Here is an 11501-nt window from a genome sequence, read left to right on the forward strand (position 1 = left end):
ACGGTTTTGCTTGGTCGCTAAACCACTTACCGGAGACCTCGCCACGTTCCGGCCATCGACACGCCGCCGATCACCTCACCTTTGAAACACGCGCTAGGGGCGGACGGGGTGGACGCGTTCTACGAGCGGCTGGACGACGACCGGTTCGCCTCCACCGGCCACACGGCCGGGCCGTGGAGCAGCGAGAGCCAGCACCTGGGGCCGCCGTCGGCGCTGTTGGTGCGGGCGCTGGAGCGGTGCGCGCCGCGGCCGGAGGCGCTGCTGTCGCGCGTGACGTTCGAGGTGCTGGGCCCGGTGCCGGTGGCCGAGCTGACCGTCACGGCGGCGGTGGAGCGGCCGGGCCGTTCGGTGGAGCTGCTGGCGGCGGAGCTCGCGCACGCCGGCCGTCCGGTCCTGCGCGCCCGCGCGTGGCGGATCGTCGCCGGGGACACGGCGGCCGTGGCGTCGGGCGAGGGCGAGCCCCTGCCACCCGCGGCCGGCTGTCCGCCGATGGCCGTCCCGGAGCATTGGCAGGGCGGGTACCTGGCCGCGATGGAGTGGCGGTCGGTCAGCGGCGGGATCTTCGCGCCGGGCGACGCGACGATCTGGGCCCGACCGGTGGTGCGGGTGGTCGCGGGCGAGGAGCCGAGCGCGGCGCAACGCCTGTTCACCGTGGCCGACTCGGCGAGCGGCGTGTCCAGCCGCCTCGACATCCGGGCCTGGTACGCCATCAACACCGACCTGACCGTGCACCTGCACCGGGAGCCGGTCGGCGAGTGGTTCGCCCTGGACGCGCAGACCGTGATCGGCCCGTCGGGTGTCGGGGTGGCGACGAGCGTCCTGCACGACGTCCGCGGCCCGGTGGGGCGTTCCGCGCAGTCGTTGTTCGTGCGGGAGCGGTAGGCGGGCGGTCGCACACCGGCGGTCGCACACCGACGGTCGCACACCGACGGTCGCACACCGGCGGTCGCACACCGGCGGTCTCAGGGGTCGGGTCGCGCGCGTGGGTCGGGGCGCAGGGGCGATCGCGCACCGCGGACCGTCGCACGCGCCGGGCGGTCCCGCGGGTCGGGTGCGCAGGTGGGCAGGCGCTGCCGCGCACGGGGGTCGCACGGGTCGGGTCGGGGGCGCACCATGGACGGGTGATGTTCGCGGACCGTTCCGACGCCGGCCGGGTGCTCGCCCGTGCCCTGGCCGACGAGTCGTGGACCGACCTGCTGGTGCTGGGGCTCGCCCGCGGCGGGGTGCCGGTGGCGTTCGAGGTCGCCTCGGCGCTCGGCGGGGAGCTGGGGGTGGCGGTGGCGCGCAAGATCGGGGCGCCCGGCCACCCGGAGTTCGGGGTCGGCGCGGTCACCGCCGAGGGCGACCCGATCTTCGACGAGCACGCCCTGCGCACCCTCGGCCTCACCTCCGACGACCTGGCCGACCGGTGCGCGGCCGAACGCCGTGAGGCGCGACGGCGGCTGGAGCTGTACCGGACCGGTCCCGTCCGGCTGACCGGCCGGGACGTCGTGGTCGTCGACGACGGGCTGGCCACCGGCGTCACCGCCCGCGCCGCCCTGCGTGAGGCGCGGCAGCAGGACCCGCGCCGGCTGGTGCTGGCGGTCCCGGTGGGCGCGGCGGACTCCGTTCAAGCCTTGGAGGAGGACGCCGACGCGGTCGTGTGCCCGCACCCGAGGACGGACTTCCTGGCGGTCGGGCGGTTCTACCGGCGCTTCGACCAGACCTCCGACGACCAGGTGGTCGGGCTACTGCAGCAGCAACGCGACGACTGACAGCGTCACCATCGACAACGCGGTCGAGACGAGCACCGCGTCGCGCGGCAGGCGGGCGTCCGGTCGGTACTGCCTGGCCAGCACGTACACGTTCTGCGCGGTCGGCAGGGCGGCGCACAGCACGGCCGCCAGCCGCAGCGGCCCGGTGACGTCGAGCGCCACGCACGCCAGGAACGTCACCAGCGGGTGCAGGAGCAGCTTGGACGCCACCGCCACGCCCGGCTCGGCCCGCCCGCCGGGGTTCGGCGAGCGCCGGGCGTTCAGCGACATGCCGAGCACCACGAGCGCGGTCGGCACGCCCGCCGCGCCCAACGCCTCCAACGGCTCCAGCACCAGCCGGGGCAGCCGCACGCCGAGCGCGCTGCACGCCACCCCCAGCAGGGACGCGAGGATGATCGGGTTCCGCACCGGGAGCAGCGCCAACGTCCGCAGCGCCGACCCCTTCCGCCCGGACCCGACCTCGACCGCGGCCAGCACCAGCGGCATCACCACGACCGGCTGGAACAGCAGCACGGCCACCATGAACGACGAGTCGCCGAGCACGCCGACCGCGACCGGGATGCCCAGGTTGCCGGAGTTGACGTACGCGCCGCTCATCGCGCCGAGCGCCTGGTCGGGCAGGGAGCGGCGGAACACCTTCCACTGGACCACCACGCCCACCGCGCCGACTACGAACGTGCTGATCACGAACGCCAGCAGGCCCCGGTTGGCGAGCTTCGCCGGGTCTCCGGACAGCTGCGCGGTGAACAGCACGGCCGGCATGGCCAGGTGGAACGCGAACCGGCCGAGCACGGCCTCGCCGCGCTCCCCCAGCACGTTCGTCCGGGCGGTGAGGAACCCGATCGCCGTGAGGACCCAGATCGGCGCGAACCCGCCGACCACCCCGGACATCAGAGCGGGCGGTAGTGCTCGACGTCGGGGAACGGGTCGTAGAAGTGGTGCAGCAGCGCCTTCCAGCGCGGGTACAGCGGACCCTGCCGGAAACCGACGGTGTGGTCCTCCAGCCGCTCCCACTCCACCAGCAGCAGGTACCGGCCGGGACGTTTGACCGAACGCCGCAGGTCGAGCGACCCGAAACCAGGCGACCGCGCGATGAGCCGGCGGGCCTCGTCGAACGCCCGCTCGAAGTCCGCCTCCAGACCGGGGCGGACGTCGAGCACGGCGACCTCCAGGATCACAGGTGCTTGTACACGTCTTCGAGCGTCAGCCCGCGGCCGAGCATCAGCACCTGCACGCGGTACAGCAGCTGGGAGACCTCTTCGGCGAGGCGCTCGTCGGACTCGTGCTCCGCGGCGATCCAGACCTCGCCCGCCTCCTCCAGCACCTTCTTGCCCTGCGCATGCACCCCGGCCTCCAGAGCCGCGGCGGTGGCGGAGCCCTCAGGGCGGGTGCGTGCGCGTTCGCTCAGCTCGGCGAACAGCTCGTCGAAGGTCTTCACGGGGTCTGATCCTCGCATCCCCCGAACGGTCGCAGGCAGGCAGGACCCCGGTCAGGCGTGGACGGGCCGCGCGGCGCGCGCCCCGGCGCGGAGGCCGACCACCTGGGCCACGACGGACGCCACCGCGAACGCCACGCCGAGGCCGGGACGCGGCCCGACCGTCGGGACGACGTGGTCGAAGAGGACGGCCGCGTGGTCGTAGCCGGTCGCGACGACCACCGCCGCCGCGACCGTGACCAGGGCGAACAGGCCCGAGACGGGTGCGGCGGCACGGGCCGGGACGAGCGCGGAACCGTGCGTCAGGACCGCCGCGCCGAGGTACGCCCACCACCACGGCAGGCGCGACAGCTCGACGTCGACGTCCCCGTACCGGGCCCAGGGCACGAGCACGGCCAGCACGGTGAGGCAGACCGCGACGACGGTCCACTTGGTCAGCGGGGTCACCGCACGGACCTTAGATCGCGTACCTCGGTCGGGTGAAAGGCCACACCTCGGCGATCCACTCCGGCACGAACGCGTCCAGCGCCTCCTCCAGCTCCGTGCCCACGTGCTCGTCCACGACCCACCACGAGATCTGCGCGTCGGCCTCGGTGTCCGGCGCGGGGTCGATGTAGACGCAGCCGAGCAGCCGGGTCTCGTCGGCGTTGAACAGCGCGTAGTTGAACGACTTGTGCGCTTCCTGCTCCCGTTCGTGCCGGGCCAGGTCCACGCGGTCCTGCTCGTGGGTCATGTGGGCGGGCGGCCAGCCCCACTTCTCCCCGTACTTCGACCACAGGCGGGCCTGCGAACCCATCACGGCCGGGTAGTCGACGTCCACATCGGACTCGCGGATGGGGCGCAGGTGGTGTTCGGCGTCGAGCGCGACGCGGGTCGGGTGGGCGAAGTCAGCGGGGAGCCACGGCATGCGCGGATTCTGCGGCGGCGCGGGCCGCACCGCCACCGAAAATCCGATGGCGTGACGCACGACGTCTTCGCGACACTGCCCGGATGACCGAGGGGCTGGTGTTGCGGACGGCACGGCCGGAGGACCTGGACGGGATCGCGGCGCTGCTGACCGACCGCGGCGAGCCGGCGGACGCGGTGGACCACCGGCTCGTGGTCGAGGACCCGGACGCGGGCTGGGAGGCGTGCGCGGTCGTCGTGGACGGCGACAAGGTGGTGTCCACGGCGACCCTGCTGGACGAGACGCTGGTGCTGGACGGGCTGGAGATCCCGGCGGGCCAGGTGGAGCTGGTCGCGACCGATCGCGCCTACGAGGGCCGCGGGCTGGTGCGCTCGTTGATGGACTGGGCGCACGCGCGGTCCGCCGCGCGCGGCCACCTGGTGCAGGTGATGCTCGGCATCCCGTACTTCTACCGCCTGTTCGGCTACACCTACGCGATCCCGATCCCGCCCGCGCGGCCGGTGACGAGCCGTCCCCCCGTCGCGGCCGGGTTCACGCTGCGCGAGGCCGGCGCGGACGACATCCCCGCGATGACCCGGCTCCAGGACGCCGAGCAGGCGCGCGCCGACCTGAGGATGCCGCACTCCCCTGCCCTGTGGCGGTGGCTGCTGGCGCGGGACGGCAGCACGCAGTGGCTGGTGGAACGCGACGGCGTGCCCGTCGCCACCGGCCGCACCACCCCGCCGGACGAGGGCGTGCGGCTGTGCGAGGTGGCCGCCGTCGACGACACCGCCGCGCACGCTCTGCTCGCGCTGACCGAGGCCGCGGAGGTGACCGAACGTCCGGGCACCGTGGCCGGTGGGGCGTTGGAGCCGTTCCTGGGGCCCGCGCCGGAGGAGGCGGAGTCGTACTACGTCCGCGTCGGCGACCCGCTCGCCGTGCTGGAGCACCTGCGCCCGGTGTTCGGGCGGCGGCTGGCGGAGGGCGGGTTCGCCGACGCGGAGGGCGAGGCGGTGGTGTCGTTCTACCGCTCGCACGTGCGGTTGCCGTTCAAGGCGGGCGAGGTGGGTCCGGTCGTGCCGGGCGGCACCATGCAGGCGCCGGGCGCGGTGGGCGGCGCGGGCGTGGCGCCGGACCTGCTGCCGTCGCTCCTGTTCGGACCGCACGGCCTCAAGGGGCTGACCGCGCGACACCCCGACGTCTACCCCGGCCCGAACGCCGAGCTGATGCACACCCTGTTCCCGCCGGTGCGCGGCGACCTGATGACGTTCTACATACCGTGACCGCCGCCGGTCGTCAGACCGTCAGCAGTCCCCAGTAGGCCGCCCACGGCAGGAACACGACGCCTGCGGCGGTCGGCGCCGCGAGGCGCAGCCGGGTCGCCGCGGGGAACGTGCGCCACCTGGTGATCGTGAGCGCCGTCCCGGCCAGGACGCAGAAGGCGGCGAGTTGCAGCGCCAACCACGGCAGCGGGCGGCCCAGCACGGTCGTCCCGACCTGGTTCGCTCCGGTGTGGACGATCCGGAAGAGGTAGGCGAGCGCGCCGAGCACGGTGACGATCCCGGCGGCGGACAGCGGGCCGACGGGGTGGCGCACCGGTTCCCGACGTCCGCGCCACCGCCGCACGGCGGTGACCACCGGGTGGGACAGGAACGCCGGCAGCATCAGCACCACCGCGAGCACGTGCAGCCAGGGCGACTCGTACCAGGCGAGCGGCGCGACGGGCTCGCTGCGCGCGGACTGCGCCGGCGGCGGGTCGGCGTGCGGACGCGGCGGGCCGTCGGCGAGGGCGTTGACCCACGACGTCATCAGCTCGGCGTGGCCGGTGGCGAAGTCCGCCGTGTCGGGCGCCCGGTCGAAGCCGTCCGCGCTGCGGCGCAGGGTGTGGTCGGCGTCCGGCACGACCCGCAGGGTGTAGTGCGCGTTGCCGCCGCGGTCCAGCGCCTCGCGGAACGCGGTGAGGCTCTCCCCCGGCGCGGTCGAGCGGTCGTGCTCGGCGAACACCCCGAGCAACGGCTGGTCCACGTCCGCCAGCGCGGTCGCGGGGTCGAACGCCGTGTCGCCGAACAGGCCGGCGGCGATGAGCATGCGACTGGCGTTGTGGCCGAGCGGCCCGATCAGGGCGGGGCTGACGCCCGCGTGCGCCAGGTACGTGCGGTTGCTCCACAGCTGGGTGCGCCCGGCGTCCATCGCGCTCGCGCCCACCGTGACGACGAACGCGACGTCGTCCGACCTGAACGCCGCCAGCGGCACGACTCAGCCGCCCTGGCTGCGGCCCCACAGCCCGACCAGGGACGGGTTCACGCCCGGTGAGCCGCGGAGGAGGCGGACGCCGGCCAGCGCGTCGTCGGCCAGGTCGGCGAACGTGCTCGTCGCCCGCGAGTAGCCGGGGGCCTTGTCGTAGACGAGTGCGGTGATCCCCGCCCGCGCGAAGGTCTCGGCCTCGCGCCGGTAGTCGTCGCGGTGGGTGGAGCCCGCCCCGGCGACGATCACCACGGCGGGGCGTTCGCCGGAGTGATCGGCGGGTGCGACGACCGTGCCGTGCAGGGTGTGGCCGCGGCTGGGGAAGGTGACCTCGGTCGTGGTCGGCGCGGCCGGTTCGGCGGAGGCCGGCGCCGGTGCCAGCGCGCAGGCGGCGATCAAGGCCGCGAGGACGGCCGATTTGTGCGTGGGCAGCACGAAGTGCTCTCCTGACGGTGGAAGTGCGGTGACTTGGTGCTCGCCCGGTGGGCGAGGTGTGACGGCTTCCGCTGCCCGGGCCGTCGAGCGGCAACTCGGCGGCCCGGGATTCCTAGGCGGTGGGCGTGGTGTCGTCTCCTTCTTCGGTGACGGCGTCCGGGCCGGGGTCCGGGTCGGCGTCCGGGTCGGGGTCGGTGTCCGGGTCGGGGAAGGCCACGAACCTGGTCTGCACGGTTCGCGTGCCGGCCGGCGTCCGGTCGGCGGGGCGCTGGTACTTCTTCAGCAGCGCCAGGTAGTCCTCGAAGAAGGCCGCGAGCTCGTCGAGCGAGACCCGGATCGAGCCACGCGAGTAGGGCACGGCGTCGGACCACTCGCCGAGCTCGGCGCGGGCCGACTCGAACCGGGCGAACATCTCCAGGTCCTCGGCGAGCCAGAGCCGGTTCAGCTCGTCGGTGGCGGACCGCATCCGCGGGTCCTGCTCGCCACGCCGGGCGAACCGCACGTCCCGGCGGACGTGCCGCCACCACCGCTCCCGGCCACGCGCCCGCTCGGGCGCCTCTTCCACCAGGCCGTGCTTGGCGAGGACGCGGAGGTTGTAGCTCGTGCCGCCGGTGGTCACGCCGAGCCGGTCGGCGAGCACGGTCGACGTCGCCTCGCCGAGGAGTTCCAGCTCCCGGAGGATGCGCTGCCGCAACGGGTTCGCCAGCGCCTTGGCGGCCCCGAGATCGGCCCAGACTGGTTCCGACATAGTGCACGATAACTCGTGCATCACTTCTCGTGCAACTACGCGAGGTGGCCCGCGAACTCCACGCCCATCGCCACGCCGACCAGCACCAGCAGCGCTCCGGCGGCCACCAGCGCCCGCCGGTAACCCGGGTCCCGGAGGCGCCGCCGACCGCGCGCCACGAGCAGGGCGATCACCACCTTGCCGCCGACCAGCGTGAGGTAGAACCCGACCAGGAACCCCGCTCCCGCCACCGCCGACCCGCGCCAGGTCGTGATGGTCAGCGGCCCTAGCGCGGTCGCCCACGCGACCCACGGGTGCGGGCTGAGCAGGTTCACCGCCACCGCCCGCCGCAACGCCGAGACGTCGCCGCCGAACCCCGTCGCGGAGGTGTCGGGCGTCAGCGAGGCGGCCCGGGCCTCGCGGACGGTCCGCACACCGCTCCACACCACGAACACCGCCCCGACCACGCCGAGCACGCCCAGCGCCCGCCCCGGCAGGCGGTCCAGCAGGAGCAGCGTCACGGCGACCACCACGGCGTCCGACAGCAGCGGCGCGCAGGCCGTCAGCACGCCCGCCCGCCACCCGGACCTCAACGCCGACGTCACGACCAGCACCAACAGCGGACCGGGGCTGATGCTCGCGGCCAACCCGAGGCCCAGTCCCCACCCCAGCGCGTCCACGGCGGCAGACTAGGTCACGTGTCCGAGTTCGCCCGTGTCCTGGCCACCCTGCGGCAGATCCGCGGCCTGAGCCCGTTCTTCGCCCTCGACCTCGGCCGGCCCGACGAGAGCTGGCACGACGGCGAGGCGCTGCTCGACGGCGGTCCCGCGCTGCCCGACGCGCTCGACCGGATCGCCGCCCGCTACCGCACCGCCGAACGCCGGGTCGCCGCGTCGCTGTTCTTCCTCGGCTACACGGCGCGCCTGCTGAGCCCGGTCGTCGCCGCGCGCGCCGTGGACGGCGTCGCGCCGGACGTCCGCCCGGCCAACCTGTGGTGGCGGTACGGCCCGGACGGGGTGCAGGTCCGGCTCAAGGACCCGGTCGCGGGCGTGGACGTCGCCGAGTCGCTGGAGCCGGTGGTGGAGGCGATCCACGCGGTCACGCCGGTGGCGCGCGGGCTGCTGTGGGGCAACGCGGCGTCGTCCGCGGCGGGCGCGCTGGGCACGGTCGGCCGCGGCGGCGTGACGGGCGCGGACTGCCTGGCGCTGGGCGCGGAGCTGTTCGCCGACCCGCCGTTGCGGGGCTCGGGCGAGTTCATCCCGTTCCCCGGCGAGGTGGCGTTCCGGCGGCGGAGCTGCTGCCTGTACTACCGGCTCGACGGCGGCGGGACGTGCGGCGACTGCCCGCTGCCGCGCCGCTGATCGTCGGGTCTCAGCCGGTCAGGAGCGAACCCAGCACCACGTGGTCGACGCCGACCAGCGAGTCGCGGAACACCCGGCGCTCGCCCTGGTCCACCGCCACGTCGCACGGCACGACGAGCACCGTGCAGCCGGCGGCCACGGCGGAGGCCGTGCCGGTCGGCGAGTCCTCGACCGCGACGCAGCGGGTCGGGTCGACGCCGAGCAGCCGGGCCGCCTTGAGGTACGGCTCGGGCAGCGGCTTGTTGAGGCCGTCCACCTCGTCGCCGCACACGGTCACGTCGAACAGGTCCCGCCCGATGGTGTCGAGCGCCACCTCGGTCAGCTTCCGCTCGGTCGACGTCACCAACGCCATGGGCACGCCGGCGTCCCGCACCGCGCGCAACGCCTCACGCGCGCCCGGCCGCCACGGCAGGCCGGCCCGGAACACCTCTTCGGTGCGCCGCTGGATCCACGCCGCGCCGTCGGCGACGTCGCCCTCCGTCGGGGTGACGCCCACCTCGGCGAACAGCAGGGCCATCGTCGTGGCCACGTTGGACCCGACCATCGCGTGCCTGGTCTCCAGCGACAGCGTGCCGCCCAGCTTCTCGACGAACTCGAAGATCGGGATGTCCCACAGCTTCTCCGAGTCCAGCAACGTGCCGTCCATGTCCCACAGCACAGCCTCGACGGTCATCTACGACTTCCCCCGGTGGTCGGTCACGCGTTGAAGTGCTTCGCCTCGGGATGGTGCGCCACGAACGCGTCGGGCGACCGCTCGGGGTCCGGTTGCAGCTCGTCGGACAGCTCCACCCCGATCCGGACCGGGCCGGCGCGGTGCCGGGGTGAGGCCGTGGACCGCGTCCACGGCCTGCCCCGGCCGCCGAACTCGTCGGCCGTCTCGCGGGCGGGTTCGGCACCCCGACGTGACAGCTCGAAGATCTTCTCCTCGGTGCCGCGCCCGGCGAGGTCGGTCGGGTTCGCACCGAAGGTGTCGGTCCCCACGGCGTCCGCGCCGGCCTCCGGGTAGCCGCGGCGCACCTGCCGCACGACATCGGGCCCGGTCACGTCGAGGATCTCGTGGCAACCCTCGTGACCTGCGAAGTCGTCGAGCGTGAGGTCGGCGGACCGCGGCATGGCGCCCGTGGCGCCGTCGGCGACGACCACGCGGTCGGCGAGCGCGTCCGGGAAAGGCGACGTGACACGATCCGACATGCGCCAAGCCTACGGCGTCGGGTCTGCGGCAGTGGTCGTAGTCTGACGCCGTGACCGATCCGGACCAGGCCGCCCAGACCCCCTTCGACCCCAGCAAACCGCTCACCAACCCGATCATGGTGGCGGCGTTCGAGGGGTGGAACGACGCTGGCGACGCCGCCAGCACGGCGATCGAGCACCTGCAACTCACGTGGGACGCGACGCCGCTGGCCGACATCGATCCGGACGAGTACTACGACTTCCAGGTGACCCGTCCCACCGTCCGGATGGTCGACGGCATCACCCGACGGGTGGAATTCCCGACGACGAGGTTGTCCGTGTGCCGGCCGCCGGGGTCGTCCACCGACGTGGTCCTGGTGCACGGCATCGAGCCGAACATGCGGTGGCGGAAGTTCGCCGCCGAGCTGCTGGGCCACATCGAGGACCTGGGCGTGACCACGGTGGTCACCCTGGGCGCGCTGCTCATGGACACGCCCCACACCCGTCCCGTGCCGGTCACCGGCACCGCGTACGACGCGGCGGCGGCGGCCAAGTTCGGGCTGGAGAGCTCCCGCTACGAGGGGCCGACCGGCATCGTCGGCGTGTTCCAGGACCTCTGCGTGCAGGCGGGCGTGCCCGCGATCTCGTTCTGGGCGGCCGTGCCGCACTACGTGTCGCAGCCGCCGTCCCCGAAGGCGACGCTGGCCCTCCTGCACCGGGTGGAGGAGGTGCTGGACGTCGAGGTGCCGCTGGGCGCGCTGCCCGAGCAGGCCGAGGAGTGGGAGCGCACGGTCAGCGAGATGGCCGACGAGGACGAGGACGTGCGCAACTACGTGCGGGCGCTGGAGGAGCGCGGCGACGCGGAGCTCCAGATCACCGAGGCGAGCGGCGACGCCATCGCGGCCGAGTTCGAGCGGTACCTGCGGCGGCGCGGGCGGGGTCCGGGGCGCGGACCGACCGGCATGTGACCGGCCCGGTCCACCCGGGCACGCGCGCCGCACGACGTCGGGGGTCTCGCTTGGCCGGGCTTCGTGGCCGCGTCCGCCTGGCGGCGCTCTACGCGGGCGGGTTCCTGGGGCCGTTCGGGGGCGCGATGACGTCGTCCGTGCTGCCCGAGGTGGGGGCGGACTTCGGCGTGTCGGCGGGTTCGGCGGCGGCGACGCTGACCGGGTACCTGGTGCCGTTCGCGCTGCTCATGCTGGTGTCCGGCACGCTCGGCGAGCGGTGGGGCGCGCGGCGGACGGTGCGGATCGCGTACGGCGGGTACGTCGTGGCGTCGCTGCTGTGCGCGGTGGCGTGGTCGTTCCCGGTGCTGATGGGCGGGCGGGCGCTGCAGGGCGCGGCGAACGCGTTCACCACTCCCCTGCTGCTGGCGGCGATCGCCGCGGTGACGCCGCAGGCCCGGCTGGGGCGGGCGCTGGGCGTGTTCGCGTCCATGCAGGCGGCCGGGCAGACGTCCGCGCCGCTGCTCGGCGGGCTGGCGGCGGAG

General features: G+C 74.4%; 17 protein-coding genes. 6 read left to right on the plus strand and 11 right to left on the minus strand.

The annotated features are described in order from the left end of the window. Positions 1-81: 81 nt before the first annotated feature. Complete coding sequence (locus tag ACFQ3T_RS29170) at positions 82-882, plus strand: thioesterase family protein (RefSeq protein WP_380728034.1); 801 nt, start codon at positions 82-84, stop codon at positions 880-882. 242 nt (positions 883-1124) lie between these two features. Further along, positions 1125-1754, plus strand: coding sequence for a phosphoribosyltransferase (locus ACFQ3T_RS29175; RefSeq protein ID WP_380728068.1), 630 nt, complete (start codon positions 1125-1127; stop codon positions 1752-1754). Here ACFQ3T_RS29175 and ACFQ3T_RS29180 read toward each other — a convergent pair. The 5 genes from ACFQ3T_RS29180 to ACFQ3T_RS29200 are packed head-to-tail and all read right to left on the minus strand — an operon-like array spanning position 1728 to position 4096. Next, a complete protein-coding gene (locus ACFQ3T_RS29180; RefSeq protein WP_380728036.1) occupies positions 1728-2645 on the minus strand; it encodes an AEC family transporter in 918 nt (305 codons plus the stop codon). The two genes, ACFQ3T_RS29175 and ACFQ3T_RS29180, sit on opposite strands and share 27 nt — an antisense overlap. After that, a complete protein-coding gene (locus ACFQ3T_RS29185) occupies positions 2645-2932 on the minus strand; it encodes an antibiotic biosynthesis monooxygenase family protein (protein ID WP_380728038.1) in 288 nt (95 codons plus the stop codon). Before ACFQ3T_RS29185 ends, ACFQ3T_RS29180 begins: the two co-directional genes overlap by 1 nt. Then, positions 2929-3192 carry a phosphoribosyl-ATP diphosphatase gene (locus ACFQ3T_RS29190; RefSeq protein WP_033434999.1) on the minus strand — a complete coding sequence of 88 codons (264 nt, stop codon included), beginning with the start codon at positions 3190-3192 and terminating at the stop codon, positions 2929-2931. The genes ACFQ3T_RS29185 and ACFQ3T_RS29190 overlap by 4 nt, the downstream gene beginning before the upstream one ends. Positions 3193-3243: 51 nt before the next feature. Beyond that, the gene (locus ACFQ3T_RS29195; protein ID WP_380728040.1) at positions 3244-3636 is read right to left on the minus strand and encodes a hypothetical protein; all 393 of its coding nucleotides are present in this window, start codon (positions 3634-3636) and stop codon (positions 3244-3246) included. Between the two features lie 10 nt (positions 3637-3646). Further along, the gene (locus ACFQ3T_RS29200) at positions 3647-4096 is read right to left on the minus strand and encodes a GNAT family N-acetyltransferase (RefSeq protein WP_380728042.1); all 450 of its coding nucleotides are present in this window, start codon (positions 4094-4096) and stop codon (positions 3647-3649) included. Positions 4097-4179: 83 nt separating this feature from the next. Between ACFQ3T_RS29200 and ACFQ3T_RS29205 the strand changes: the two genes are divergently transcribed. Beyond that, positions 4180-5358 (plus strand): GNAT family N-acetyltransferase, encoded by a 1179-nt coding sequence (locus tag ACFQ3T_RS29205; protein WP_380728044.1) that lies wholly within the window; start codon positions 4180-4182, stop codon positions 5356-5358. A gap of 13 nt (positions 5359-5371) precedes the next feature. Here the strand turns inward: ACFQ3T_RS29205 and ACFQ3T_RS29210 are convergent, their stop codons facing one another. From ACFQ3T_RS29210 to ACFQ3T_RS29225, 4 genes are all read right to left on the minus strand, one after another. Then, positions 5372-6328 (minus strand): alpha/beta hydrolase family protein, encoded by a 957-nt coding sequence (locus ACFQ3T_RS29210; protein ID WP_380728047.1) that lies wholly within the window; start codon positions 6326-6328, stop codon positions 5372-5374. A gap of 3 nt (positions 6329-6331) precedes the next feature. Further along, on the minus strand, positions 6332-6754 hold the full coding sequence (locus ACFQ3T_RS29215) for an alpha/beta hydrolase family protein (protein ID WP_380728050.1): 423 nt from the start codon (positions 6752-6754) through the stop codon (positions 6332-6334). Positions 6755-6866: 112 nt separating this feature from the next. Continuing rightward, entirely contained in the window at positions 6867-7502 is a 636-nt protein-coding gene (locus tag ACFQ3T_RS29220) for a helix-turn-helix domain-containing protein (RefSeq protein ID WP_380728052.1), read from the minus strand. Between the two features lie 35 nt (positions 7503-7537). Continuing rightward, positions 7538-8161, minus strand: a complete 624-nt coding sequence (locus tag ACFQ3T_RS29225) for a LysE family translocator (RefSeq protein WP_380728055.1) — start codon at positions 8159-8161, stop codon at positions 7538-7540. An 18-nt stretch (positions 8162-8179) separates the two neighbouring features. Here ACFQ3T_RS29225 and ACFQ3T_RS29230 point away from each other — a divergent pair, with 18 nt between their 5' ends. Further along, entirely contained in the window at positions 8180-8842 is a 663-nt protein-coding gene (locus tag ACFQ3T_RS29230) for a (2Fe-2S)-binding protein (protein WP_380728057.1), read from the plus strand. A 10-nt stretch (positions 8843-8852) separates the two neighbouring features. Here the strand turns inward: ACFQ3T_RS29230 and ACFQ3T_RS29235 are convergent, their stop codons facing one another. Both ACFQ3T_RS29235 and ACFQ3T_RS29240 read right to left on the minus strand, forming a co-directional pair. Beyond that, entirely contained in the window at positions 8853-9515 is a 663-nt protein-coding gene (locus tag ACFQ3T_RS29235) for an HAD family hydrolase (protein WP_380728059.1), read from the minus strand. A gap of 23 nt (positions 9516-9538) precedes the next feature. Next, positions 9539-10033: a homocysteine S-methyltransferase family protein gene (locus ACFQ3T_RS29240; RefSeq protein WP_380728061.1), complete on the minus strand. Its 495-nt coding sequence runs from the start codon at positions 10031-10033 to the stop codon at positions 9539-9541. 50 nt (positions 10034-10083) lie between these two features. Between ACFQ3T_RS29240 and ACFQ3T_RS29245 the strand changes: the two genes are divergently transcribed. Together ACFQ3T_RS29245 and ACFQ3T_RS29250 are read left to right on the plus strand one after the other, a co-directional pair. Further along, positions 10084-10980, plus strand: a complete 897-nt coding sequence (locus ACFQ3T_RS29245; protein WP_380728064.1) for a PAC2 family protein — start codon at positions 10084-10086, stop codon at positions 10978-10980. 50 nt (positions 10981-11030) lie between these two features. Further along, positions 11031-11501, plus strand: a 471-nt coding sequence (locus ACFQ3T_RS29250; protein ID WP_380728066.1) for an MFS transporter, incomplete at its 3' end; no start/stop codon positions are given.

This window comes from Saccharothrix hoggarensis (assembly GCF_042678885.1).
GTDB classification, from domain to species: Bacteria; Actinomycetota; Actinomycetes; order Mycobacteriales; family Pseudonocardiaceae; genus Actinosynnema; species Actinosynnema hoggarensis.